General features: G+C 66.9%; 24 protein-coding genes. 11 read left to right on the top strand and 13 right to left on the bottom strand.

From position 1 onward, the window contains the following. Position 1 precedes the first annotated feature (1 nt). Entirely contained in the window at positions 2-958 is a 957-nt protein-coding gene (locus tag QN239_RS11315) for an acetaldehyde dehydrogenase (acetylating) (protein WP_499010342.1), read from the top strand. Further along, positions 955-1,983 carry a 4-hydroxy-2-oxovalerate aldolase gene (gene dmpG, locus QN239_RS11310; protein ID WP_499010340.1) on the top strand — a complete coding sequence of 343 codons (1,029 nt, stop codon included), beginning with the start codon at positions 955-957 and terminating at the stop codon, positions 1,981-1,983. Before QN239_RS11315 ends, dmpG begins: the two co-directional genes overlap by 4 nt. Positions 1,984-2,215: 232 nt before the next feature. On the opposite strand, the gene QN239_RS11305 is transcribed toward dmpG, so the two are convergent. From QN239_RS11305 to QN239_RS11295, 3 genes are read right to left on the bottom strand one after another with little or no spacing between them, the layout of a single operon-like run. Beyond that, on the bottom strand, positions 2,216-2,506 hold the full coding sequence (locus QN239_RS11305) for a DUF1330 domain-containing protein (RefSeq protein ID WP_499010338.1): 291 nt from the start codon (positions 2,504-2,506) through the stop codon (positions 2,216-2,218). A 4-nt stretch (positions 2,507-2,510) separates the two neighbouring features. Beyond that, positions 2,511-2,708, bottom strand: coding sequence for a ferredoxin (locus tag QN239_RS11300; protein ID WP_499010337.1), 198 nt, complete (start codon positions 2,706-2,708; stop codon positions 2,511-2,513). Further along, complete coding sequence (locus QN239_RS11295; protein ID WP_499010335.1) at positions 2,705-3,985, bottom strand: cytochrome P450; 1,281 nt, start codon at positions 3,983-3,985, stop codon at positions 2,705-2,707. The genes QN239_RS11300 and QN239_RS11295 overlap by 4 nt, the downstream gene beginning before the upstream one ends. Before the next feature lie 166 nt (positions 3,986-4,151). Here QN239_RS11295 and QN239_RS11290 point away from each other — a divergent pair, with 166 nt between their 5' ends. Genes QN239_RS11290 through QN239_RS11275 form a run of 4 tightly spaced genes read left to right on the top strand, consistent with a single transcriptional unit; the run spans position 4,152 to position 8,126 of the window. Next, positions 4,152-4,817, top strand: a complete 666-nt coding sequence (locus tag QN239_RS11290; RefSeq protein WP_499010334.1) for a TetR/AcrR family transcriptional regulator — start codon at positions 4,152-4,154, stop codon at positions 4,815-4,817. A gap of 2 nt (positions 4,818-4,819) precedes the next feature. Further along, positions 4,820-6,127: an acyl-CoA dehydrogenase family protein gene (locus tag QN239_RS11285; protein WP_499010331.1), complete on the top strand. Its 1,308-nt coding sequence runs from the start codon at positions 4,820-4,822 to the stop codon at positions 6,125-6,127. Next, positions 6,124-7,143 carry a phosphotransferase family protein gene (locus QN239_RS11280; protein WP_499010329.1) on the top strand — a complete coding sequence of 340 codons (1,020 nt, stop codon included), beginning with the start codon at positions 6,124-6,126 and terminating at the stop codon, positions 7,141-7,143. Before QN239_RS11285 ends, QN239_RS11280 begins: the two co-directional genes overlap by 4 nt. Further along, positions 7,140-8,126, top strand: coding sequence for an NADPH:quinone oxidoreductase family protein (locus tag QN239_RS11275; RefSeq protein ID WP_499010327.1), 987 nt, complete (start codon positions 7,140-7,142; stop codon positions 8,124-8,126). The genes QN239_RS11280 and QN239_RS11275 overlap by 4 nt, the downstream gene beginning before the upstream one ends. Here the strand turns inward: QN239_RS11275 and QN239_RS11270 are convergent. Continuing rightward, entirely contained in the window at positions 8,110-8,973 is an 864-nt protein-coding gene (locus tag QN239_RS11270; protein ID WP_499010326.1) for a cyclopropane mycolic acid synthase family methyltransferase, read from the bottom strand. The two genes, QN239_RS11275 and QN239_RS11270, sit on opposite strands and share 17 nt — an antisense overlap. A gap of 314 nt (positions 8,974-9,287) precedes the next feature. Between QN239_RS11270 and QN239_RS11265 the strand changes: the two genes are divergently transcribed. The 5 genes from QN239_RS11265 to QN239_RS11245 all read left to right on the top strand — a co-directional run bounded on the left by QN239_RS11265 (position 9,288) and on the right by QN239_RS11245 (position 15,705). Then, complete coding sequence (locus QN239_RS11265) at positions 9,288-10,046, top strand: DeoR/GlpR family DNA-binding transcription regulator (protein WP_499010325.1); 759 nt, start codon at positions 9,288-9,290, stop codon at positions 10,044-10,046. A gap of 82 nt (positions 10,047-10,128) precedes the next feature. Further along, positions 10,129-11,631 (top strand): amino acid permease, encoded by a 1,503-nt coding sequence (locus QN239_RS11260; protein ID WP_499010324.1) that lies wholly within the window; start codon positions 10,129-10,131, stop codon positions 11,629-11,631. Further along, on the top strand, positions 11,628-13,055 hold the full coding sequence (locus tag QN239_RS11255) for an FGGY family carbohydrate kinase (RefSeq protein WP_499010323.1): 1,428 nt from the start codon (positions 11,628-11,630) through the stop codon (positions 13,053-13,055). The genes QN239_RS11260 and QN239_RS11255 overlap by 4 nt, the downstream gene beginning before the upstream one ends. Next, positions 13,052-14,464 (top strand): NAD(P)/FAD-dependent oxidoreductase, encoded by a 1,413-nt coding sequence (locus QN239_RS11250; RefSeq protein ID WP_499010321.1) that lies wholly within the window; start codon positions 13,052-13,054, stop codon positions 14,462-14,464. Before QN239_RS11255 ends, QN239_RS11250 begins: the two co-directional genes overlap by 4 nt. Next, on the top strand, positions 14,461-15,705 hold the full coding sequence (locus tag QN239_RS11245) for an NAD(P)/FAD-dependent oxidoreductase (protein WP_499010320.1): 1,245 nt from the start codon (positions 14,461-14,463) through the stop codon (positions 15,703-15,705). The genes QN239_RS11250 and QN239_RS11245 overlap by 4 nt, the downstream gene beginning before the upstream one ends. Before the next feature lie 6 nt (positions 15,706-15,711). On the opposite strand, the gene QN239_RS11240 is transcribed toward QN239_RS11245, so the two are convergent. The 9 genes from QN239_RS11240 to QN239_RS11200 form a co-directional block, all read right to left on the bottom strand. Then, on the bottom strand, positions 15,712-16,215 hold the full coding sequence (locus tag QN239_RS11240) for a hypothetical protein (protein WP_499010317.1): 504 nt from the start codon (positions 16,213-16,215) through the stop codon (positions 15,712-15,714). Further along, positions 16,212-16,859 (bottom strand): TetR/AcrR family transcriptional regulator, encoded by a 648-nt coding sequence (locus QN239_RS11235; protein ID WP_499010315.1) that lies wholly within the window; start codon positions 16,857-16,859, stop codon positions 16,212-16,214. The genes QN239_RS11240 and QN239_RS11235 overlap by 4 nt, the downstream gene beginning before the upstream one ends. A gap of 157 nt (positions 16,860-17,016) precedes the next feature. Next, positions 17,017-18,165, bottom strand: coding sequence for an acyl-CoA dehydrogenase family protein (locus tag QN239_RS11230; RefSeq protein ID WP_499010313.1), 1,149 nt, complete (start codon positions 18,163-18,165; stop codon positions 17,017-17,019). A 15-nt stretch (positions 18,166-18,180) separates the two neighbouring features. Continuing rightward, on the bottom strand, positions 18,181-19,326 hold the full coding sequence (locus QN239_RS11225) for a thiolase family protein (protein WP_499010312.1): 1,146 nt from the start codon (positions 19,324-19,326) through the stop codon (positions 18,181-18,183). A 3-nt stretch (positions 19,327-19,329) separates the two neighbouring features. After that, positions 19,330-20,154, bottom strand: a complete 825-nt coding sequence (locus QN239_RS11220; RefSeq protein WP_499016707.1) for an enoyl-CoA hydratase/isomerase family protein — start codon at positions 20,152-20,154, stop codon at positions 19,330-19,332. A gap of 2 nt (positions 20,155-20,156) precedes the next feature. Beyond that, the gene (locus tag QN239_RS11215; RefSeq protein ID WP_499010310.1) at positions 20,157-21,368 is read right to left on the bottom strand and encodes a CaiB/BaiF CoA transferase family protein; all 1,212 of its coding nucleotides are present in this window, start codon (positions 21,366-21,368) and stop codon (positions 20,157-20,159) included. Positions 21,369-21,372: 4 nt separating this feature from the next. Beyond that, the gene (locus QN239_RS11210; RefSeq protein WP_499010308.1) at positions 21,373-22,131 is read right to left on the bottom strand and encodes an SDR family NAD(P)-dependent oxidoreductase; all 759 of its coding nucleotides are present in this window, start codon (positions 22,129-22,131) and stop codon (positions 21,373-21,375) included. 34 nt (positions 22,132-22,165) lie between these two features. Next, positions 22,166-23,362: an acyl-CoA dehydrogenase family protein gene (locus QN239_RS11205; RefSeq protein WP_499010307.1), complete on the bottom strand. Its 1,197-nt coding sequence runs from the start codon at positions 23,360-23,362 to the stop codon at positions 22,166-22,168. Between the two features lie 75 nt (positions 23,363-23,437). Then, positions 23,438-24,736, bottom strand: a complete 1,299-nt coding sequence (locus QN239_RS11200; protein WP_499010305.1) for an amidohydrolase family protein — start codon at positions 24,734-24,736, stop codon at positions 23,438-23,440. Between the last annotated feature and the right edge of the window lie 90 nt (positions 24,737-24,826).

The following is a 24,826-nucleotide window of genomic DNA, read 5'->3' as shown; positions in this document are numbered from 1 at the left end:
CATGACAACACAACATCAATGGCCGGTTGCAGTCATCGGCTCGGGCAACATCGGCACCGATCTCATGATCAAGATCATGCGCAGTGACGGGCCGTTGACCATGGCTGCGATGGTCGGCATCGACCCGGAATCAGACGGATTGGCCCGAGCACGACGCCTCGGCATAGCCACCTCATCCGATGGGATCGACGGCCTTCTCACGATGCCTGAGTTCGACGGAGTTCGACTTGTATTCGACGCGACATCGGCGAACGCTCACCGCGTCAACTGGAACATGCTGCAGAACACCGGAGTACGGGTGCTCGACCTTACCCCGGCAGCACTGGGTCCCTACTGCGTGCCGGTGGTCAACCTTGACGAGCATGTCGACGAACACAACTTGAACATGGTTACCTGCGGCGGGCAGGCCACCGTGCCCATCGTCTCCGCCGTAGGACAGGCCGGAACCGTCTCCTACGCCGAGATCGTATCCGCGATCTCGGCGAGATCAGCGGGCCCCGGCACCCGGGCGAACATCGATGAGTTCACCGAAACAACTTCTGCGGCACTGGAAGTGGTGGGCGGCGCCCGGCGGGGCAAAGCCGTGATGGTGGTCAACCCGGCCGATCCGCCGATCTTGATGCGTAACACTGTCTACTGCCTTGTCGATGGCGACGCAGACCACGCCGCCATCGAGGAGGCGGTAGAGGACATGATCGCCAAGGTCGGCACCTATGTGCCCGGGTATCGACTCAAACAGCGGGTGCAGTTCGAGACGTTCGGCAGCCACAACGCGCTCTACATACCAGAAACTGGCAGTTTCACAGGTACCCGGGTGACGGTGATGCTGGAAGTCGCGGGTGCAGCACACTACCTGCCTGCCTACGCGGGCAACCTCGACATCATGACGTCAGCAGCCAAGTCCACCGCCGAACGGATCGCCGCCATAGACAACGAAATCGCAGGAGACGCCTCATGATTCATGACCTCTACATCAGTGACGTCACGCTACGCGACGGGATGCACGCCATCCGGCACCAGTACAGCATCCGCCAGGCAGTCACCATCGCGAAAGCACTCGACGCCGCCGGCGTCGACTCCATCGAAGTCGCCCACGGTGACGGGTTGGGCGGATCGAGTTGCATCTACGGATTCGGCGCCCACACCGACATCGAGTGGATTGAGGCAGTGGCCACTGCCGTGCACCGCGCCAAGGTCGCAACACTGCTGCTTCCCGGTATCGGGAGCGTGCGGAGATTGAAAGATGCCCACCGCGCCGGCGCAAGCGTCGTCCGCGTCGCCACACACTGCACGGAAGCCGACATCGCTGCCCAACACATCGCGGCAGCACGTGACTTGGATATGGACACGGTCGGCTTTCTGATGATGAGCCATATGACCACACCGCATGTACTCGCCGAACAAGCCAAGCTCATGGAGAGCTACGGCGCGACTTGCGTCTACATCGTGGACTCAGGTGGCGCCATGACTATGCGTGACGTCGCCGAACGTGTCGATGCACTGGCCCAGACTCTGCAGCCCACCACCACAATCGGAATCCACGCCCATCACAACCTCTCGCTGGGCGTCGCGAACTCCGTCGTCGCGGTCGAGCACGGCGCTCGCCGGGTCGATGCCTCGCTGACCGGCATGGGCGCCGGAGCGGGCAACGCGCCGCTGGAGGCCTTCGTCGCCACCGCGAACCGGATGGGTTGGCAACATGGTTGTGACCTGCACGCGATGCAGGACGCCGCCGACGACATCGTCCGTCCGCTGCAAGACCGGCCGGTGCGGGTAGACCGCGAAACTCTGAGTCTGGGCTATGCCGGCGTGTACTCCAGCTTCCTTCGCCATGCCGAGGCCGCCGCAGCTCGCTACGGTCTCGACGCTCGTACCCTCATCGAGGAGGCCGGCCGCCGCGGCATGGTGGGCGGCCAAGAGGACATGCTCGTCGACATCGCCCTTGATTTGACCGCACCACGGCGCCACCCCGCTCCACTATGAGGCGAGAACGCTATCCGCGACGAACGCACACAAGTCATCTCAATGCCGAAACCCTTGATCCACCGATGAACCGACGTTTGGTCGGTGCAGCCCCCGACCAGACCTGATCTCGGCGACCATCCCGCACCACCCGCGGTCTCCCGCCAAGCCCCGACCCGACAGGGGAACGCGCCCAATGGTGGTGGTACCAGCCCTTCGAACCACCACCACCACCGTCCGGCGAAGTCGGCCCCTAGGCGCCGAATCCGTTGAGGATCACCCCGTTACACGTCGCGGCGGCCTGCCGCAATGCGACGGCGGCCTGGTACGCATCCGAGTAGTACCAATCGTTGGCCGCCTGCACGGATTCGAATTCCAGCAACACCGTCTGCGTGGTCTCCCAGGTGCCCTCGATGACGGTCGGCTTCCGGTCGACGGCCAGAATGGTGGCACCGGCCATCGCCGGACCGGCGGCCTTCGCGTACTCCCCCATGCCCGCCGGGTCGGTGATCGTCTCGGTCAGCAGGACGTAACCTTTTGCCACGCTTCTAGTCTCCTTCTGTGATGCTGATTGCTTGTTCGGGACACCATTCGACGGCATCCCTGACACCGGAGACATAGTCGTCGGGCACCTCATCGAGAAGCACCTCGGCGTAGCCACCGTCGGCCAGGGCGAACACCTCAGGGCACGCCGTCAGACACATCCCGTGACCGCGGCACCGGTCCTCGTCGACCGAGACTCTCACGTGTCGAACTCCAGGTGCAGATCGACCAGCCCGCGCAGGATGAACGTCGGGATGTACTTGTACCGGCGGCTGTCGGCAGAACCGTGCTTGTCCTCGGCGATCCGGATATCGGTGGTGCGGTCCAGCAGTCGCTCCAGAGCCACTTTGGTTTCCGCGCGGGCCAGCGGTGCCCCCGGGCAACTGTGGATGCCTCGCCCGAATGCCAGATGCTGGCGAGCGTTCTTGCGGGCCGGGTCGAAGGTGTCGGGATCGGAGAACCGGCGTGGGTCGCGGTTGGCGGCGCCGTTGAGCACCATGACGGTGGTACCCGAACCGAGCTCGGTCTCGCCGACAGTCACGGGGCAGCGCGACAACCGGAAGTCGCCCTTGACCGGGCTCTCGATCCGCAATGCCTCCTCGATGAAATTCGGTATGAGGCTTCGATCTTCGCGCAACGCGGCCTGGACCGCGGGCTGCTCGGCGATGACCTTCAGGGCCGTGCCCAGCAGCCGGACGGTCGTTTCCTGGCCGGCGGAGAAGACATTCGTCGCCACCCGAGCGACATCGCCGACGTCGGGGATGGAGCCGTCTGGGAAGGTCGCGGTCGCCATCCCGGTCATCACATCGTCACGTGGGTTCTCGCGCCGCTCCGAGACGTAGGACGCGAACAGGTCATACAGGAATTCCAGCGGGCTGTGCGCCAGGGCTTCCTCGCCGGTACCCCCGACCCCGCCGCCCGCGTTGTGGCTGATGCCGTTGATGAAGCTGTCCCGATCTTCTTCCGGGATACCCAGCAGATCGGCGATCACCAGCAAGGTGAACGGGCTCGCGAAGCCCTTGATGAACTCGCCCCGGCCACCATCGAGGAAGGTGTCGAGCACCTCGTCGGCGAGCTTCCACATCGCGTCCTCGTTCTCCTTGAGGCGCTTGGGGGTGATCAAGCGCATCAGCAGCGCACGGTGATCGGTGTGGGTCGGTGGGTCCAGCGTCGGCAGCTGATCGCTGAACGGAAGCTCGTTGCGATGCTTCTCGATGAGGGCGGTGACCTCATCCTTGGTCAGGCCTTCCAACGGCACCGGAAACCCCGGGAACGGACCGGTAACCGACGTGACCGAGGAGAACGTGTCGGCGTCGTTGTAGACCTGGACGGCCTCGTCCCAGCCGGTCACCATGGTCACGCCGTGCGGGCCGTTCCGATGAACCGGGCAGCCACTGCGCAGAGCCTCGAAATACGGGTAGGGATCCTCGACCAGCTGCGGGTCCCGGAAGAAATCCAAGTCGGTCAGGCCGTCCGCCATCTGTGCTCCGTTTCGGCAATCTCACTCGACGAGAATGTAATTCTCATCTTTGCGTATCAGATTTCCACAGTGGCCGAACTCCGTCAACGGGCGCGTGCCGTTTTCATCGGACCGACGCCAAAAGTTGACTCTGGTCAAATATGTCCGCCGGAGTTATCGTGCTGATATGCCGGGTTCCCGTGAGGTGTCCGCGCCTGACCGTGGTCAGCGTCGCACCTCCCTGGCGCAGGCCAGGTCCAAGGAGACCAAACGTGCGCTGGTGCAGGCGGCGATGGCCCTGTGGCGCACCAGCGGGTACGCGACCACCACCGTGGCCGATATCTGCAGGGCCGCCGGCGTCTCCAAGGCGCTGTTCTACTTCTATTTCCCGCGCAAGGAGGACGTGCTGTTCGAGGTGGGCGTGATGTCCACCCGGTCGGCTGGGCGCGTCGTCGCCGACATGCTCGTCGGTGACTACGACATGCCCGCGGTCATCGCTGCGGCGCTGTCGGATCTGGAGCGGTCCATGGCCCGCAATCCACGCGAGTTGATCATCGAGACGATTCTCGAGGGCTACCGCCACGAACACCGGATCATGGCGGATACCGCCGGCGGACTCGGCCACGACACCCCCGACCTCGACAGCGGGATGTTCACCGCGCTGTTCGACCGTGCCGTCGCCGACGGAAAACTGCCCGCCCACACCGATGTCACACACCTGGCCTACCTGGCCATGACGCTGGTCAGCGAGGGCGCCCGACATTGGGCCGCCGGCGCGTTCGGAAACCGTTCGTTCGCCGACGTGGTCGGCGCAGACATCGTCACCCTCATCGCCGGATATCAAAGGAGCTAGCCATGGCATGGGATTTCGAGACCGATCCGCAGTTCCAGGAACTACTGGACTGGGCCGATGACTTCGTGCGGGACGAGGTCGAGCCGCTCGATCTGATCTGGCCGCATCTGCAGTTCACCCCGCTCGACGACACCCGCCGCGCCGTGGTGGATCCCCTCAAGGAACGGGTACGCAAGAAGGGGCTGTGGGCCACCCATCTCGAACCGGAGTTGGGTGGACAGGGATACGGACAGCTGAAACTCGCTCTGCTCAACGAGATCCTGGGCCGCTCGCAATGGGCGCCGGTCATCTTCGGCTGTCAGGCACCCGATACGGGCAACGCCGAGATCATCGCGCACTACGGCACCCCCGAACAGAAGGAACGCTATCTGCGTCCGCTGCTCGACGGGGAGGTCTTCTCCTGTTACTCGATGACCGAGCCCCAGGGCGGGGCCGACCCCACCCAGTTCAAGACCGCCGCGGTGCGTGATGGGGATGGGGTGAGCTGGATCATCAATGGATACAAGTTCTTCTCCTCGAACGCCTCCACCTCGTCCTTCCTCATCGTCATGGTGGTGACCAACCCGGATGTCAGTCCATACCAGGGCATGTCGATGTTCCTGGTGCCCACCGACACCCCCGGGGTGACCATCGAACGCAACTGTGGGCTCTACGGCGAGTCCGACGGTCAGGGCTCCCACGCACTCATCCACTACGACAATGTGCGGGTTCCGGATTCGGCGCTGCTCGGTGGTGAGGGCCAGGCCTTCGTCATCGCCCAGACGCGACTGGGCGGCGGGCGGATCCACCACGCCATGCGCACCATCGGCCTGGCGCAGAAGGCACTCGACATGATGTGCGAGCGGGCGCTCAGCCGCCAGACCGCGGGCAGCCTGCTGGCCGACAAGCAGGCCATCCAGGCCTACATCGCCGATTCCTACGCCCAGCTCACCCAGTTCCGGCTCCTGGTGCTCTACACCGCGTGGGAGATCGACAAGTACAACGACTACAAGTTGGTGCGCAAGGACATCGCCGCGGTCAAGGTGGTGATGCCGACGGTGCTGCACGACATCGCCTGGCGGGCCATGCAGGTGCACGGCGCGCTCGGGGTCACCAACGAGATGCCGTTCCTCGGCATGGTCACCGGGGCCGCGGTGATGGGGCTGGCCGACGGACCCACCGAGGTGCACAAGACCACGGTGGCCAAGCAGGTGCTACGGGGCTATTCGGCGAGCGACGATCTGTGGCCCACCGACTGGATTCCGCGCAAACGCGAAGCCGCGCAGGCCAAGTACGCGCAGTTCCTGGAACTGGAGGTCGGCAACCTGTGACTCTGGACATCGCCCGGCTGTCGGCTTGGCTGGACGAGGCCGACATCCCCGGCAAGGGCGAACCGACCGATATCCAGTTCCTTTCCGGCGGTACGCAGAACGTCATCTACCGCATCACCCGAGGAGAGCACGAATGCGTCCTGCGGATGCCTCCGCCGGGCGCACCGGCCGACCGCGACAATGGCATTCTCCGGGAGTGGCGCATCATCGAGGCGCTCGACGGCACCGACGTCCCGCATACCAAAGCGGTCGGGGCCTGTTCGGACCCGAGTGTTCTGGGCCGGCCGTTCTACCTCATGGGGTTCGTCGACGGGTGGTCGCCGATGGACTCGCGGCACTGGCCTGAGCCGTTCAACTCCGATCACTCGCTACGGCCGGCGCTGGCCTATCAACTGGCCGAGGGCATCGCGCTGCTGTCCCAGGTGGACTGGCGGGCCCGGGGATTGAGCGATCTGGGCCGCCCCGACGGTTATCACGACCGTCAGGTCGCGCGCTGGACCGGCTTCTATGAACGGATCAAAGCCCGTGAGCTGGAAGGCCTTGCAGTCGCGACGGAGTGGTTGCGCACGCATCGCCCACTGGATTTCATCCCCGGCCTGATGCATGGCGACTACCAGTTCGCCAACGTGATGTACCGGCACGGCGCGCCGGCCACACTCGCTGCGATCGTGGACTGGGAGATGGGCACAGTCGGCGATCCGAAACTCGATCTGGCCTGGATGGTGCAGGGCTGGCCGGAAGACACCGGCGCGCCCGACGCCGCCGAGTCGGGATATGTCGACATGCAGGGCATGCCCTCGCAGGATCAGGTGGTCGCACACTACGCCGAGGTGTCCGGACGCCAGGTCGACGACGTGGACTATTACCTGGTGCTGGCGAAGTGGAAGCTCGCGATCGTGCTGGAGCAAGGATTTCAGCGTGCCGGCGATGACGAGAAGCTGCTGGCGTTCGGGCCGGTGGTCGCCGATCTGATGCGCTCGGCGGCCGAACTCGCCGAGGCCAGCGACTACCGGTGAGAGCGGCCGTCTGCCCGGTCTACGGACCACCGGAGGTGGTGCAGGTCCGCGACATCCCGGCCCCCGTGCTGGCCCCCGGTCAGGTGCGCGTCGATATCCGGGCGTCGGCGGTGAACTTCCCCGACGTGCTGCTGGTCGCCGGCGAGTACCAGATCAAGGTCCCGCCCCCATTCGTCCCCGGCAGCGAGTGTGCCGGCATCATCACCGAAATATCGGACGAAGTGGCGGGTTTCGCGGTCGGCGACCGGGTGACGGCGACCGTCGTGTACGGCGCATTCGCCGAGCAGGTGTGCCCGTCGAGCGCTGCGCTCGCCCACATCCCCGACGCCGTCGATGATCACACGGCGGCCGCAGCCGGGGTCGCCTATCGCACCGCCCATCACGCGTTGCGCTCGACGGCACGCATACAGGCCGGCGACGAGGTGATCGTGCTGGGCGCCGGCGGTGGCGTCGGGCTGGCGGCCGTGCAACTGGCCACAGCGCTGGGCGCCCGGGTCACCGCGGTGGCCTCCTCGGCGGAGAAGCTCTCCACCGCAAGGCAATACGGCGCGCATGCGGTGCTCAACCACCGTGCCGGCGACCTGCGAGCCGCCCTGCGGGACGCGGTGCCCGATGGCGCCCACGCCGTTCTGGACCCGGTGGGTGGCCACCTGTCCGAGCCCGCGCTGCGCGCGCTGCGCCGCGGTGGCCGGTTCGTCACCGTCGGCTACGCATCCGGCACCATCCCCCGCATCCCGCTGAACCTGGTGCTGGTGAAAGGTGTTGTGCTGCTCGGGTTCCAGTTCCAGGACGTGCCTCCCGACGAGTTCGCCCGCAACGAGGCGGAACTGGCCGCCCTGTTGGCGGCCGGCACCGTCGTTCCCCATGTCGGTGCGGTCTATCCGCTCGAACAGGCCGCCGCGGCGCTGCGGCATGTCGCCGACGGGCGGGCGGTCGGGAAGGTGATCGTGCAGGTCGCCGGGGCGCCTACTTCTCCATGGTGAACTGGACGACGTCCATCTGGCGATTGCGGAACAGATCGGCGCATCCCGTCAGGTACTTCATATAACGGTCGTAGACCTCCACGGACTGGATGGCGATCGCCTCCTCTCGATGCGCCTGCAGGTTCTGCGCCCAGATGTCGAGGGTCTTGGCGTAATGCGGTTGCAGCGACTGCTCACGGGTGACCCGAAAGCCGGCGGCATCGGCATGCTGCTCGACCTTCTCGATCGACGGCAGCCGCCCGCCCGGGAAGATCTCGGTGAGGATGAACTTGGCGAAGCGAGCCATCGCCCAGGTCAACGGAATGCCCAGCTCCTTCGCGCGGTCGGGATGGAGCGCAGTAATGGTGTGCAGCATCATCACGCCGTCGGAGGGCAGGAGGTGGTAGGCCTTCGCGAAGAAGTCGGTGTACCGGTCGAAGCCGAAGTGCTCGAAAGCCCCGATGGATACGATCCGGTCCACCGGCTCGTCGAACTGCTCCCACCCCTGCAGCAGCACCCGCCGGCCGCGGGGCGTGTCGAGTTCGTCGAAGCCGGCCCGGACGTGGGCGGCCTGGTTCTTGGACAGCGTCAGCCCGACGACGTTGACGTCGTACTCCTCCACCGCACGGCGCAGCACAGCGCCCCAGCCGCACCCCACATCGAGCAGCGTCATACCCGGTTGCAGTCCGAGCTTGCCCAGCGACAGGTCGACCTTTGCCAGCTGAGCCTCGGCGAGCGTCATATCGTCGCGCTCGAAGTAGGCGCAGCTGTAGATCTGCGAAGGATCCAGGAAAAGCCGGAAGAAATCGTCGGACAGGTCATAGTGCGCCTGGACGTCTTCGAAGTGCGGTCTCATCGATTCAGCCATGGCCTGCGGCCTTTCGCTACGCGTGCGGCGCAGTCGAGCCATCGACGTGAGATCGATCGTCACACCGTTGTGGCCATCAAAAGTTGGGAACCAACACACGGACGCCATATGCGTCCTCGGCGCCGCACTGCTGCCGACCCTCATGGTAGGCGACGACGGTGATACGCGAGAAGCAGCGACAGACGAATTCGCGGCTGGCCAACCGGCGCCTCGTCACGCGCTGGTATTCAGCCCCCGCTCCGCTTGACGACCCACGGTCAGTAACCCACACTTGCAGGCATTCGCAGTCAAAAATCCACACGAGGTGGGCGCGCATGCTTCCGGTAGTCCGGCACGACGCCATCGTCGATGCGGTCAACACCGCCTCGACGATCAGTACCGACGAGCTCGTCCGCATGCTCGGCGTCTCCGCCGAGACCGTGCGCCGCGACCTGGCCCTGCTCGAGGAACGCGGGGCGCTGCGGCGGGTGCACGGCGGGGCCGCGACCGTGGCGGCCCGCGGCGAGGAACCGTCGTTCACCGAACGCGCCGGCATCCACCACCGAGCCAAGGCCGAGATGGCCCGGGTCGCGGCCGGGCTGCTGGAGTCCGGGCAGACCATCGTCATCGACCTCGGCACCACCGCCGTCGAAGTCGCCCGCGCGATCCCGCACGGCTGGCGCGGCACGGTGGCCACCCCGTCCCTGCTGGTGGCCGTCGAACTGGCGGGCCGCCCTGGGATCACCGTCCTGGTGTGTGGCGGCCGCGTCCGCGGAGGCGATCTGGCGTGCTCGAATGCCCACGCCAACGCGATGTTCGCCGAGTTGTACGCCGATATCGCCTTCATCGGTTCCGGCGGGGTCGACGCGGCCGCGGGTCTGACCGACTATCACCTCGACGAGGTCGACGTTCGGCGCACCATAATCGCCAACAGCGCCCGCTCGTTCATCCTGGCCGACTCGTCGAAGCTCGGCCAGATCGCACCGCATCGCGTCTGCGGGCTGGATGCGGTCAGCGGGTTGATCACCGATCAGCACAACCCGGCTCTCACCGAAGCCATCCACGAAGCGGGAGGTGCCGTGCTGTCAGCGTGACAGCCTCCGGAAATGGGTGCGGGCGGCGTTGCAGCGCCGCCCGCGGGACCGAACATTCAAAACCAGTCAGAAAGCACGATCCATGACACATGATTCCACATCGTCGGGCGGCCAAGAGCCGTCCGGCGTCGCCCGCTTCGGCTACCGCGAGTCCTTCGAGCGCACCACCGGCCGGTTCGCCTCCTTCGCCGTGGCCTTCGCCTTCGTCTCCATCGCCACCGGCATCTTCACCACATACGGAAGTGTCCTGAATTCCTCAGGGCCACTGGGTATCTGGACCTGGCCCATCGTGGTCGTCGGCCAGCTCGCCGTCGCGCTGCTCATCGGTGCACTGGCCGCCCGCATCCCGGTCACCGGATACGCCTACCAATGGGTGTCCCGGCTGGCCAATCCCGTACTCGGCTGGATCACCGGCTGGATCTCGTTCACCTTCCTGGCCATCGTCGTCATCGCCGTCGACTACACCGTCGCCGCCACCGTGCTGCCGGCCCTGTTCGGGTTCCAGGGCACACCCGCGACGGCATTTCTCATCACGGCGACCGTGCTGGTGCTGCAGGCTGTGCTGGTGGGTCTGTCGACGACATGGACCGAACGGGTCAACAACTTCGCGGTGACCGCCGAACTCATCGGAATGGTCGCGCTGGTCGCCCTGCTGCTCATCGTCGGCGTCATCGCGCACAAACTGGACGTCGGCAACGTGTTCTCCACCGGAGAGGTGTCCCCCGAGCAGTACTGGAGCTTCGGCACCGCCACCTCGGCCGGCCCGTGGATGCTCGGGTTCCTGTTGGGCGCCTTCACCATCGTCGGCTTCGAATCCGCCGCGAACCTTGCCGAGGAGACGAAGCGGCCGGAGGTGGTGGTCCCCCGCGCCATGTGGCAGGCCGTGCTGGCGTCGGGCGTGCTCGGTTTCCTGTTCCTGCTCGTGGTGACCGCCGCGGTCGGCAACCCGGGCGAACTCGCCCAATCCGGGACACCGATCGCCGATGTCATCCAGGACATCCTCGGGTCCTTCGTGGGCACCGCCCTGCTGGTACTGGTGGCCATCGCGATCTTTGCCTGCGGTCTGGTGATCCTGATGACCGGCGTTCGGCTGGTCTGGGCCATGTCGCGGGACGAGCGGTTCCCCGGCTGGCAGGTGCTGGGCACGGTGTCACCCCGATTCAAGACACCGCTGAACGCCACGGTGTTCATGACCGTCGTCGCGGCGGCGATCCTCGGCCTGTTCTCGACCAGTACCGATGCCCTGTTCAAACTCTTCTCTGCCGCCACGCTGCTGCCGGCGATCATCTACACGATCACGGTGGCGCTGTACATCGCCAAACGCCGGGAGTTACCCACCAGTGCCGGGTTCAGCCTGGGCCGCTTCGAACTGCCGATCATCATCGTCGCGGTGGTGTGGCTGCTGTTCGAGCTCTCGCTGTTCCGGGACGCCTCGTTCCGCGATCCCTGGCTCTATGTCCTGGTGATGGTCGCACTCGGCGCCGTGTACCTGGCGTTCCTGCTGATCACCCGCGGCACGCGCGGGTTGCGCATGCCCGAAATGCGGTCCATCGACGCAGAACTCGACGGGGTGGCCACGCCGTGACGGTGCTCGCCATCGATCAGGGCACCTCGGGAACCAAAGCCATCGTGGTGGACCCCACCGACGGGGTGTGCGGAGTCGCGGAAATCCCGGTGCATCCGCGGTATCTCGACGGCGGCGGGGTGGAACAGGATCCGGCCGAGCTCCTGGCGTCGGTGCTGAGCGCCGGCCGGGCGGCCGTCGCCGATGCCGGCCGGCCGATCGACGCGGTGTCCCTGGCCAATCAGGGCGAGACCGTACTGGCCTGGGATCCCGGCACCGGGCGCCCGCTGACCCCGGCGATCGTGTGGCAGGACCGGCGCGCCGAGGCACTGTGCGCCGGCCTGTCCGAGCGGCGCGAAACACTGGCCGCGCGTACGGGTCTGGTGCTCGACCCGTACTTCTCCGCGCCCAAGATGGCGTGGCTGCGCCGCAACATGGAGACCGCCGGGGTGGTGACCACCTCGGACACCTGGCTACTGCACCAGCTGACCGGCGAGTTCGTCACCGACGCCACCACCGCCAGCCGGTCGCTGCTCACCGAACTGGGTGGCGACGGCTGGAGCTCCGACCTCATGGAGATCTTCGGACTCTCCGGCGAGGCGATGCCACGGATCGCCGGCAACGACGAGATCATCGGTATGACTTCGACTTTCGGGGCCGAGATGCCGGTCGGCGGTATCGTCGTCGACCAGCAGGCGGCCCTGCTGGCCGAAGAGTGTCTGGAGGCCGGCACCGCCAAGTGCACGTTCGGCACCGGCGCGTTCCTGCTCGCCAACACCGGAACCGTCCCGGTGTTCTCCGGCACCGGGCTGACATCCTCAGTGGCCTGGCGGGTGGCCGGACAGGACACCTTCTGCGTGGACGGGCAGGTCTACACGGCCGCGTCCGCGGTGCGGTGGCTGGCCTCGCTGGGGATCATCTCCGGTGCTGCCGATCTGGATCCGGTGGCCGCCGCCGACAACGGCGGTGTGCTGTGTGTGCCCGCGCTGGCGGGGTTGGCCGCACCGTGGTGGCAATCGAGTGCCACCGCAACGTTTTCCGGGATGACGCTGGCCACCGAACGTGGCCATCTGGTGCTGGCGCTGCTCGAGGGCATCGCCGCGCAGATCGGGGAGCTGGTGTCGGCCATCGGACCGCAGACCACGCTGACCCGGCTGCGCGCCGACGGCGGGCTGACCCAATCGAAGGTGCTCATGCAGGCGTGCGCCGACATCCTGCAGGTACCCGTCGACGTCTACCCGTCCCCGCACGCCACCGCGCTGGGCGCCGCGGCACTGGCCGAACTGAGCCTGCACCCCGACCGCGGTGTGCGCGGCGTCATCCCCCGGTGGTCGGCGTCGGCGACCTTCGAGCCGGCCTGGGGCCCAGACCGTGCCACCGAATTCCGTTCGAGGTGGCGGACACTGGCCGCCACCACCTATTCGCACGCGAGGAACCCTGAGTGAACACCACCTATGACATCGTCGTCATCGGCGCCGGTATCGTCGGCGCCGCGATCGCCCGGGAGTTGTCCGGACACCAGCTCTCGGTGGCGCTGCTCGACGCCCGCGATGACGTCGGCGACGGCACCAGCAAGGCCAATACCGCCATCCTGCACACCGGTTTCGACGCCAAGCCCGGCACGCTCGAATCGGCCATGGTCAGCCGCGGCTACACCCTGCTGTCCGAATACGCCCGCCACACCGGCATACCCGTCGAGCACACCGGCGCGATCCTGGTGGCGTGGGACGACGAACAGCTCGACGCGCTACCCGGCCTGCGCGACAAGGCCGAGGCCAACGGGTACCGCCATTGCGAGATCATCGGCGCGGCCGAGGTCTACCGGCAGATCCCGCACCTCGGCGACGGCGCGCTGGGCGGCCTGACAGTGCCCGACGAGTCCATCATCTGCACCTGGACCGTCAACCTCGCCCTGGCGACCGATGCGGTCAACAGGGGCACCACCCTGCTGCGCGGGCATCGGGTCGAAACCGTGGACATCGGAACCGAATTCACCACACTGCACACCAGCGCGGGCCCGGTCACAACCCGCTGGGTGGTCAACGCCGCCGGACTCGGGGCGGACGTGATCGACGCCCGGTTCGGCTTCGACCGGTTCACCGTGACACCGCGGCGCGGTGAACTGATCGTGTACGACAAACTGGCCCGCGCCCTGGTGGACAAGATCGTGCTGCCCGTCCCCACCGCGCGCGGTAAGGGTGTGCTGGTCAGCCCCACCATCTACGGCAACGTCATGCTCGGACCGACCTCGGAGGATCTGCAGGACCGCACCGCCACCGCCACCTCGGAGGCCGGCTTCGAGTTCCTGCTCGACAAGGGCCGCAGGCTCATGCCTGAACTGCTCGAGGAAGAGGTCACCGCCACCTACTCCGGCCTGCGCGCCGCCATCGACCACGGTGACTACCTGATCGCCGCCGACGCCCCCAAGCGCTACCTGCTGCTGGGCGGTATCAGATCGACGGGCCTGACCGCGGGTATGGCGATCGCCGAATACGCCATCGGCGAGTTGCGTTCGGCGGGACTCGAACTCATCCCCGCCGGCGAACTGCCCGATCCACCGCGAATGCCGAACCTTGGTGAGGCGTTCACCCGTCCCTATCAGGATGCCGAGCGGATCGCCGCCGACCCCGCGTACGGCAAGATCGTCTGCTTCTGCGAACGGGTCACCGCGGGCGAACTGCGCGACGCGTGCCGATCCACCATCCCCCCGGCCGATCTCGACGGGTTGCGCCGGCGCACCCGCGTCATGAACGGACGCTGCCAGGGCTTCTTCTGCGGAGCCGAGGTGCAGGCCGTGGTCGACACCTTGTCCCCGGTGCCCGTCACCGTCCAGCCCGAGAGGATCCGCCAGTGACCAGCCCCCAGACCGCCGACGTCGTCATCGTCGGCGCCGGACCGGCCGGCCTGACCGCGGCCGCCGAACTCGCCCCCGGTCTCGATGTCGTTGTGCTCGAACGGGAATCGGCGGCCGGTGGTATCCCCCGACACAGTGACCACCCGGGCTACGGGGTCCGCGACCTCAAACGCTTCCTCAGCGGACCGGAGTATGCCCGCCGACTGGTCCGGCGGGCGACCGGCGCCGGTGCCGTCATCCGCACCGACACCACGGTGACCGGATGGGCGGGCGAACGCGCCCTGGACGTGACGTCACCGCAGGGCCGCTACCGTCTCGACGCCCGCGCCGTCATCCTCGCCACCGGCGCCAGGGAACGCCCGAGGCCGGCCCGGATGATCCCCGGCGACCGCCCGTCCGGCATCTACACCACCGGGCTGCTGCAGAACGTCGTGCACCTCAAGCACCGCGGCGTCGGCCGGTGCGCCGTCGTGGTCGGCGCCGAACTGGTCAGCTACTCGGCGGTCCTCACACTCAAACACGCCGGCTGCGACACCGCGCTGATGACCACCACCCACCCGTCCCCGGAGTCCTACGCGGTGTTCAACCTCGCCGGCCTGACGCCGTTCCTGGGGCTGGACATCGCGACGCGCACCAGGCTGTCACGGATCATCGGCAAGCCCGCATTGGAAGCGGTCGAGGTCGAGAACCTCGATACCGGCCACCGTCAGATCATCGAGTGCGACACCTTGGTGCTCACCGGGGACTGGATTCCCGACCACGAACTGGCCCGCGCCGCGGGACTGGACATGGACCCGAACACCCTTGGGCCGCTGACGGATACCGCGTTACGTACCAGCCGTCCGGGCGTCTTCGCCATCGGCAACCTGCTACACCCGGTGGATACCGCCGATATCGCCGCACTCGACGGCAGGCATGTCGGCGAACCGGTGCGGGCCTTCCTTCGGGGCGCCACCGCGGCCGAGGACGGGCTGCGGCTGCGGGCCGAAGCGCCGCTGCGGTGGATCACGCCAGGCATCGTGCGCGCCGGCGACACCGCCCCGGCACGGCGAAGGCTGTTGTTGTGGACCGACGAACTGATCCGCATCCCCAGAGTGACGGTCAGACAAGACGGCAGAGTGATCGCCCGCAAGACACTGCCGTGGCCGGCGTCGCCGGGCCGGGTGTTTCGGGTGCCGTCCGAGGTGCTCGACGACGCCGACCCGCGGGGCGGACCGGTGACCGTGTCGGTACGGGGCTGAGGGCGGTCAGCTGGCGGGAACCAGATCGGCGGCCACGGCAGGACAGGACATCACCCCGCAGCGGAAGACCTCGACCCGCTCGACCGGCGCGGTCTCACCGAGGGCGGCCAACGCCTGCGCCTTGAACGCGCGGGCGGCGGCGCTGAGCTCATGCAGCATCGAGTCGACGGTGCTGTCCAGCTCCCGCGGCCAGCGCTGGCCCCACAGGGTCACCTCGGTGAGGCCCTGTTCGAGGGCACCCAGCACGCCTTCACGCACGCGCGCATCCGTCATGAACAGATCGGCGGCCACCGCCACCGTCTGTGGGTGCGGGCGCTCTTCCCATTCCCGCATGGCGCTATCCAGATCACCCGTCTCGACCCCGAGGATGCGTAGCGGGCGCAGGTCGTCATCCCCGGAGATCAGCACGGTGACATCCCAGCCGGCCATCACCCGGTCGACCAGCCAGCCACCGGCGGAACGGACGACGTCGGCCACGCTGGGCGCCACCACATCGAGTCGGTACCTCATCGCGAACTCCTGCTCGGTTCCCGGACCCCGAAGTCGCGGGCCAGCGCTTCGGCGTATCCCTTGAACACCTCGGCTAGGGGAATTGAAGGATCGAGTAGCCATGCGGTCTCCATTCCGTTGACGAAGGCGAGAATCTCCACGGCCTTGATGGCCGCGTCGAGGTCTGAGCGGTAGCGGCCTTCGCGCTGCCCACGGCGGATGCCGTCGGCGACGATATTGACCGCGGCCTGCTGACGCGCCACCAGGCGGTCGTGCAGCGGAGCGTCGGGCTGAATGTTCTCCACCAGCAGCACGGTGAAGGTCCCCACCAGCGCGGGAGCCCGGTCGAAGCGCTCTGCGACGCGGGTGATCTGCGCAAGCAGATCCCCGGTGCGGTCGGCGTGGGTGTCATCGTCGAAGTCACGGGCGTCGAGTACGGCGTGCAGCAGCGCTTCCTTGGACGCGAAGTGATGCAACAGTCCGGCCGCGCTGACGCCGGCCTCCCGCGCGATCTGCGCCAGCGACGTGTTGCGCCAGCCGTTGCGCGCCAGCAGGGTCTCCGCGGCGGCGAGAATGCGCTGCTTGCGGTCCTCACCTTTGGCGAGCAGCGACTCATAGGGTCGCGATCTCTGGGCCGGCCCCGCTGCCGCGGACGTCGCTGTCACCGCTCTCCCTCGCACTCGCAAACCAACCAACTGAACACACAGTAGGTTGGTTGAGGGTGCTGTGACAAGGGTCTCAGGTTACAAATTTCCCGACGGGTGTCATGCCGGGTTCCGCGGCCCAGCGCTACGGCGTGGAGGCTGCCCTCCGTCCGGTGACCTACAGGCCCAGGTCCTTGGCGATGATCACCTTCATCACCTCGCTGGTCCCCGCGTAGATCCGGGCCACCCGGGCATCGGTGTACAGCCGCGCGATCGGATACTCCATCATGTAGCCGTATCCCCCGAACAACTGCAGGCACCGGTCGATCACCCGGGCCTGCATCTCGGTGCAGAACAACTTCACCCGCGCCGCATCCGGTGCCGACAGCGCCCCGTCCACATGCAACGCGACGGCGCGGTCCAGCATCGCCTGCGCAGCCTCGACCTCCGTCGAACAGGCGGCAAGTTCGAACTTGGTGTTCTGAAAAGAGGCGACGGGCGTGCCGAATGCCTTGCGGTCCTTGGTGTAGTCGATGGCCGCCGCGATCGCCGACCGCGCCTGGGCCACCGAACCGACCGCCACGGTCAGCCGCTCCTGGGGCAGGTTGTGGCCCAGGTAACCGAACGCCTCGTCCACCTCGCCGAGCACATTGGCCGCGGGCACCCGCACATCGACGAAGGACAGCTCGGCGGTGTCCTGCACCTTGCAGCCCATCTTCTCCAGTTCCCGGCCGCGGGTGAAACCGGGCATCCCGTCCTCCACCACGAACAGCGTCAGCCCCCGGCGCCGGTTGTCCGGATCGGTGGACGTGCGGGCCACCACGATGACCAGGTCGGCCTGCATACCACCGGTGATGAAGGTCTTGGCGCCGTTGAGGATCCAGTCGTCACCGTCACGCGCGGCGGTCGAGCGCATGCCCGCCAGATCGGACCCGGTGCCGGGCTCGGTCATGGCGACCGCGGTGAGCAGGGTGCCGTCGGCCAGCCCCGGGAACCAGCGCTTGCGCTGTTCCTCGTTGGCGTAGTGCAGGAAGTACGGCAGGATCACCTCGAGCTGGGTGCGTACCGTGGACAGGGTGACCAGCGCGCGGGCGGCCTCTTCCTGCAGCACCACGTTGTAGCGGTAGTCGGGCACCCCGCCGCCGCCGTACTCCTCGTCGATGGCCGTGCCCAACATGCCCAGGGCGCCCATCTTCTCGAACACCTCGCGGGGCATCCGGCCGCCCTTCTCCCACTCGGGATAGGCCGGGACGACTTCCTTTTCGACGAAGTCGCGGGCCAGCTCGCGGAACGCCTCGTGGTCCTCGGTGAACAGATTGCGTTGCACGTGTTGCCCTTTCGACTAGAAGACGTACTCGACCAGCGTGGCGTTGGCGGTGCCGCCGCCTTCGCACATGGTCTGCAGCCCGTAGCGAATTCCGTTGTCGCGCATGTGATGGATCATCCGGGTCATCAGCACCGCGCCGGAGGCGCCGAGCGGATGGCCCAGGGCGATCGCCCCGCCCAGCGGGTTCAGCTTGGCCTCCTCCACACCGGTCTCGGCCAGCCAGGCCAGCGGCACCGGCGCGAACGCCTCGTTCACTTCGAACACCCCGACCTCGTCGATCCCGACGCCGGCCTTGTGCAACACCTTCTCGGTGGCCGGGATGGGCCCGGTCAGCATCAGCACCGGGTCGGCACCGATCACCGCGCCGGCACGGTAGTACACCAACGGGGTGAGTCCCAGCTGCAGCGCCTGGTCGGCGGTCATCACCAGCAGCGCAGCCGCACCGTCGGAAATCTGAGACGAGTTGCCGGCGTGGATGATGCCGTCTTCGGTAAATGCGGGCTTGAGTCCGGCGAGCTTCTCGACCGTCGTGCCGCGACGGATGCCTTCGTCATCGGTGATCACGCCACCGTCGACGAAGACCGGCACGATCTGATCGAGGAAGGCCCGGGCATCCTGCGCGGCGGCGGCGCGCTCGTGGGACTGCGCCGAATACTCATCGCAGCGGGTGCGCGACAGGTCCCATTTCTGGCAGATCAGTTCCGCCGAGATGCCCTGGTTGAACGAGAAACCGTCATAGCGGGCAAGCGCTTTCGGGCCGTAGGGCTGGCCGGTCTGGCGGGCCGCGCCCAGCGGCGCCCGGCTCATCACCTCGACACCACCGGCGACGACGATGTCCTGCTGACCCGACATCACCGCCTGCACCGCGAAATCCAAGGCCTGTTGGCTGGATCCGCAGGCGCGGTTGACCGTCGTGCCGGGGATGTGCTCGGGCCAGCCGGCGGCAAGCACCGCGTACCGGCCGATATTGCTGGATTGGTCGCCCACCTGCGACACGCAGCCCCACACCACATCGTCGATGAGGGCGGGCTCCACGCCGGTGCGTTCGACGAGTTCGTTGAGCACCACGGCGGACAGGTCGGCGGCGTGCTGGTCGGACAGTCCGCCGTTGCGCTTGCCGACCGGGGTGCGCACGGCCCCGACGATGACGGTTTCTCGCATGCGTTACTCCTTGCTGTGTTGTCCCCCGGGTCGCTCCGCTCCTGCCCCCGAGGGGGCGAGCGGCACCGCCCAGGTTCCGGTGAACGACGGGTCACGTTTGGCGGCGAACGCCGCGTACGCCTCCGCCGAGTCAGTGGTGGCGAAATTGCCCGGCTGAGCGCGCGCCTCGTTGGCCAGCGCCTGGGCGAAACTCGCGCTGGCGCCGTCGTTGAGCAGCGCCTTGCTCTGCGCCAGCGCGAACGGCGGTCCGCCGGCGAGTCGGTCGGCCAGTTCGCCGACGAATCCGTCGATCTCTTCGGCCGCCCGCACCCAGGTCACCAGGCCCATTCGCAGTGCTTCGTCCGCCGAGATCATGTCGGCCAGCATCACCAGTCGCTTGGCCTGTTGCAGTCCAACGAGTTTCGGCAGCAGCCAGGATCCCCCCAGATCGACCGACAGGCCGCGCTTGGAGAAGATCTGGCAGAACTTCGATTCCGGGGTGGCGACCACGAGATCGCAGCCCAGCGCCAGGTTCCAGCCGGCCCCGACGGCGACGCCGGTGACCTTGGCGATGGTCGGCACCGACAGGTGGTGCAGCGCCAGCGCGACATCGGTGAGGCGCTGCAGTTTGCGTCGCGGGTGGATGACCTCTCCGGTCCCGATATCGGCTCCCGAGCAGAAGGCTCCGCCTGCGCCGGTGAGGACCAGCGCCCGCACCGTGTCGTCGGTATCGGCGACGCGTAGTGCCTCGGCCAGCGCACCCCACAGTTGCGGGTCGAGGGCGTTCTTGCGTTCCGGCCGGTTCAGGGTCAGCGTCCGCACACCGTCGCGGTCCTCGGTCAGCAGCACGCTCACAGGTACTCCGGACCGATCGCGCCGTCCGAGCGCAACGCGGCGACCTCGTCGGCGGCGAAACCCAGCTCACCCAGCACCGCGTCGGTGTGCTGGCCCAGGCCCGGCACCGCACCCATCGCCATCTCGAAGCCACTGATCACCGGTGGCGGCAGGAGTGCGGAGATCGTCCCGTTCGGGGTACCGACCTCGCGCCAGCGGTCCCGCGCCTTCAGGTGCGGGTGCGCGATGACCTCACTGGGCAGGTTGTAGCGGGAGTTGCCGATCCCGGCCCGGTCCGCGGTCTCCTGAATATGCGCCAGATCGTGCTGGGCGCACCAGGTTTCGATGGCGGCGTTGAGCTCGTCGCGGTGCGCGCAGCGGTCGGAGTTGGTGGCGAATCGCGCGTCGTCGGCCAGGTCCGGGCGTTCGATGATCTCGCGGGCCAGCCGCTGCCACTCCCGGTCGTTGGTGGTGCCCAACACCACCGTCTGCCCGTCCCGCGTCGAGAACGAGCCGTACGGGGCGACCGCCGGTGAGCTCATGCCGAGCGGAATCTGGTCGATCCCGGAGTGCTGGGTGTAGGTCAGCTGATAGCCCATGATGTCGGTCATCGTGTCGAACAAACTCACCGCCACCGAGGGTGCCGCCCCGGTGTCGCGCTGTCGCGCCCGCCCGAGCAGCAGCGCCATGATGGACAGGGCCGAATACAGGCCCGTGGTGATATCGGCGACCGCCGCACCCGGTTTCGCCGGCATCCCGGCATAACCGGTGGAGGCGCACGATCCCGACTCCGCTTGCACCAACAGATCGTAGGCGCGCTTCTCCGACAGCGGCCCGCCCGGACCGTAGCCGTCGATCTCAAGTGAAATGACCTGTGGGTGGCGCTCTTTCAGGTCGGCCGGCGCCAACCCGAGGCGGGCGGTGGCGCCGGGGGCCAGATTGGACACGAACGCGTCGGCTCGGGAGAGCAGCCGGTGCAGCACCTCCATCCCCGCCGGGGACTTGAGGTTCAGCGTGACCGATTCCTTGCCCCGGTTCGCCCAGACGAAATGCGCTGCCTGCCCCAGCACCACGTCGTCGTAATCGCGGGCGAAGTCGCCGCCCTTGGGGTTTTCGATCTTGATCACCCGGGCGCCGAAGTCGGCCAGGACCCGGGTGCACATCGGCGCGGACACCGCCTGCTCCATGGCAACGACGGTGATGCCGGACAGCGGCGCGGTACTGGTCACGACTTCACATAACCATGCCGCCGTCGACCGGCAGCACCTGGCCGGTGATGTACGACGCGGCATCGGAGGCCAGGAAGACGAAGGCACCCGCGACCTCTTCGGCCTCTGCCCAGCGTTTGAGCGGGATGCGGTTCATCATGTTGGCCGCGAATTTCTCATTGGTGCGGATGGTCTCGGTCATCGGGGTGGCCGCCAGCGGGGCCAGGGCGTTGACCATGATGTTCTTGGTCGCGAGCTCGCGGGCCAATGATTTGGTCATGCCGATGATGCCGGCCTTGGCCGCCGAGTAGTTGACCTGACCCAGCGTGCCGGTGATGCCCGCCGAGGACGTCACGTTGATGACGCGGCCGGTCCCGTCGGTGGGGATGTGCGGCAACGCGGCCTGGGTGACGTGGAATGTCCCCATCACGTGGATGTCGAAGGTCAGCCGGAACGTCTCGTCGGTCAGCTTGGGAAACATCGCCGGAGCGGTGACGCCGGCGTTGTTGACCACGATGTGCAGGCCGCCCGCGCCGAGGCCGGCCGCCTGGGCGGCGGCGGCCACCGCGGCGTCCCGGTCGCTCACATCCAGCGGGGCGCTGTCTGCCTTACCGCCCGCGGTGTTGATCCGCTCGGCGACCGCGGCGGCGGCGTCACCGCTGATATCGGTGACCAACACCGCCGCACCCGCGGCGGCCAGCGCCTCGGAAACGCCGGCGCCGATACCGGCCCCCGCGCCGGTGACCAGCGCCGTGCGGCCGGTCAGGTCGAAGTATGTCCTCATCGAGATGGCTTTCCTCTCTGCAGCGCCGACGGCGTCAGTAGCTCTTGGGCAGACCCAGGACGTTGGCGGCCAGGAAGTTCAGGATCATCTCCTGGCTCACCGGAGCGATCTTCATCAGGCGCGACTCCCGGAAGAACCGCGAGATGTTGTACTCCTCCGAGTAACCCATCCCGCCGTGGGTCTGCAAAGCGCGGTCCGCGGCCGAGAACCCGGCATCCGCGCACAGATACTTGGCCATATTGGCCTCGCGGCCACAGGGTTTGCCGTTGTCGTAGAGCCAGGTCGCCTTGCGCAGGATCAGCTCGGCCGCATCGAGCCGGGCCAGCGAGTCGGCCAGCGGGAACTGGATACCCTGGTTCATACCGATGGGCCTGTCGAACACCACGCGCTCGTTGGCATATTTCACCGCGCGGTCCAGCGCCACCCGGCCGATACCGAGTGCCTCGGCGGCGATCAACATCCGCTCGGGGTTGAGGCCGTGCAGGATGTAGGAGAAACCCTTGCCCTCGTCGCCGATCCGGTCGCAGACCGGGATCCGCAGATCGTCGATGAACACCTCGTTGGAGCTGACGGCATTGCGCCCCATCTTCTTGATCGGGCGGATGTCGACGTGGTCGCGGTCGATGTCGGTGAGGAACAGGGTCAGGCCCTCGGTCGGCTTGCCCCCGCGCTTCTGCACGTCGTCGCGGCTCTCCGTGCGGGTGAGCAGCAGGATCTTCTCGGATTCCAGCGCCTTGGAGATCCACACCTTGCGACCGTTGACCGTGTAGAACTCTCCGGAGCTGTCCCGTTTGGCAAAGGTGGTGATGCGCGAAGTATCCAGCCCCGCACCGGGTTCGGTGACCCCGAAGCACACGTGCAGGTCGCCGTTGACGATCCGCGGCAACGTCGCCTTCTTCATCTCCTCGGAGCCGAACACCACCACCGGCTGCATCCCGAAGATCGACATGTGGATGGAGCTCGCGGCGTTCATCGCGCCGCCGGAGCGGGCCACCTCCTCGGCCAGGATGGTCGCCTCGGTGATGCCGAGACCGTGCCCGCCGTACTCTTCGGGAATCGTCATCCCGAGCCACCCACCGGCGGCGATGGCGTCGTAGAACTCGGTGGGGAACTCGTGCGCCTGGTCCTTCTCCATCCAGTAGTGGTCATCGAATCTGGATGCCAGTTCCGCCACGGACTTGCGAATCAGCTGTTGATCCTCGGTCAGCTCGAAATTCATTCCCGCAGGCATGGTTCCCTCCTCAGTCCGCGCATACGACGGTACGGTGCAGGTGTCCCTGCACCGTCCGTCGAAGCTGCTCTCTGGCTAGTCTTTGACGCCGGTGACCGCACGTGCGTTGGCGGTGAAATCTGCGATATCCGAGCCGCTGCGCTTGTCGTGGTGACTCAGCGCCTGGATCGAAACATCGTGTCCCTCGGCTTGTTTGCGCAGCGCGCCGACAGTGGCCTGCTCACGCGGGATGTGCTGGAACGGCTCGAAGTGGTACAGCCGCATGGCGTTCTCGTGGGTGATCTTGTTGATCTCGTCATCGGGAACGTCATAGGTGTCGAATACCGCGCCGAGCTCCTCGGGCGCACCGGGCCACATGGAGTCCGAGTGCGGGTAGTCCATCTCCCAGCAGATGTTGTCCACCCCGATGGCGTGACGGTTCTTCACCCCGACCGGATCGGAGATGAAACACGTCATGAAGTGCTCGCGGAACACCTCCGAGGGCAGCTTGCCGCCGAAGTCCTGGTGTGTCCACGTCGAATGCATCTCATAGGTGCGATCCACCCGGTCCAGAAAGTACGGGATCCACCCGGTGCCGCCCTCACTCAGCGCGATCTTCAGATCCGGATAGGCCTTGATCGGCGCCGACCACAACAGATCCGCGGCCGCCTGCACGATGTTCATCGGTTGCAGGGTGATCATCACGTCCATCGGCGCGTCCGGGGCGGTGATGGCCAGCCGGCCCGAGGACCCGATATGCACGTTCATCACCGTCTCGGTGTCGACCAGGGCATCCCACAGCGGCTTCCAGTACTCGAGGTCGTGAAAGCTCGGATACCCCAGCGCAGAAGGGTTCTCGGTGAAGGTCAGCGAGTGCACACCTTTCTTCGAGACGCGACGGATCTCCTGAGCGCAGAGCACCGGATCCCAGATTGCGGGGATGGCCATCGGAATGAAGCGACCCGGGTGGGAACCGCACCACTCGTCGATATGCCAGTCGTTGTAGGCCTGCACCAACGCCAGTGAGAAGTCGGCGTCCTCGGTGGCGAAAAGCCGCGCGGCGAAACCGGGAAACGACGGGAAGTTCATGGTGGCCAGCACCCCACCGGCATTCATGTCCTTGACCCGCTCGGCCGCGTCGTAGCAGCCTTTGCGGATCTCGTCGAGACCCTGGGGCTCCAGGCCGTACTCCTCCTTGGGCCGCCCGGCCACGGCGTTGAGCGCGACGTTCGGTATGACGGTGTCGCGGAACTGCCAGGTATCCGACCCGTCCGGGTTGTGCACCAGCCGCGGCGCCTCGTCCACGTACCTGGCCGGCAGGTGGTTCTTGAACATGTCGGGCGGCTCGATGATGTGGTCGTCGACGCTGATCAGAATCATGTCGTCGTGATGCATGGATATCCCTTTCGACGTCCCGCCCCGATCGTCGGGCTCAATTCTCACTGAATGCAAACTAACTTCTCTCAGGGCGAGAATCAACGTCCG

The sequence above is a fragment of the Mycolicibacterium sp. Y3 genome, from assembly GCF_051188035.1.
GTDB classification, from domain to species: Bacteria; Actinomycetota; Actinomycetes; order Mycobacteriales; family Mycobacteriaceae; genus Mycobacterium; species Mycobacterium fluoranthenivorans.
Note: the sequence above shows the minus strand (reverse complement) of the source record. Positions and strands in the feature narration are given on the sequence as shown.

Bases quoted from the DNA above. Each gene is read 5' to 3' on its own strand.
- QN239_RS11315 (WP_499010342.1), top strand. From the start codon at position 2: ATGACAACACAACATCAATGGCCGGTTGCAGTCATCGGCTCGGGCAAC.
- dmpG (WP_499010340.1), top strand. From the start codon at position 955: ATGATTCATGACCTCTACATCAGTGACGTCACGCTACGCGACGGGATG.
- QN239_RS11295 (WP_499010335.1), bottom strand. From the start codon at position 3,985: ATGGCGGACGGCCTGACCGACTTGGATTTCTTCCGGGACCCGCAGCTG.
- QN239_RS11290 (WP_499010334.1), top strand. From the start codon at position 4,152: ATGCCGGGTTCCCGTGAGGTGTCCGCGCCTGACCGTGGTCAGCGTCGC.
- QN239_RS11285 (WP_499010331.1), top strand. From the start codon at position 4,820: ATGGCATGGGATTTCGAGACCGATCCGCAGTTCCAGGAACTACTGGAC.
- QN239_RS11270 (WP_499010326.1), bottom strand. From the start codon at position 8,973: ATGGCTGAATCGATGAGACCGCACTTCGAAGACGTCCAGGCGCACTAT.
- QN239_RS11265 (WP_499010325.1), top strand. From the start codon at position 9,288: ATGCTTCCGGTAGTCCGGCACGACGCCATCGTCGATGCGGTCAACACC.
- QN239_RS11260 (WP_499010324.1), top strand. From the start codon at position 10,129: ATGACACATGATTCCACATCGTCGGGCGGCCAAGAGCCGTCCGGCGTC.
- QN239_RS11240 (WP_499010317.1), bottom strand. From the start codon at position 16,215: ATGAGGTACCGACTCGATGTGGTGGCGCCCAGCGTGGCCGACGTCGTC.
- QN239_RS11225 (WP_499010312.1), bottom strand. From the start codon at position 19,326: ATGCGAGAAACCGTCATCGTCGGGGCCGTGCGCACCCCGGTCGGCAAG.
- QN239_RS11210 (WP_499010308.1), bottom strand. From the start codon at position 22,131: ATGAGGACATACTTCGACCTGACCGGCCGCACGGCGCTGGTCACCGGC.
- QN239_RS11205 (WP_499010307.1), bottom strand. From the start codon at position 23,362: ATGCCTGCGGGAATGAATTTCGAGCTGACCGAGGATCAACAGCTGATT.
- QN239_RS11200 (WP_499010305.1), bottom strand. From the start codon at position 24,736: ATGCATCACGACGACATGATTCTGATCAGCGTCGACGACCACATCATC.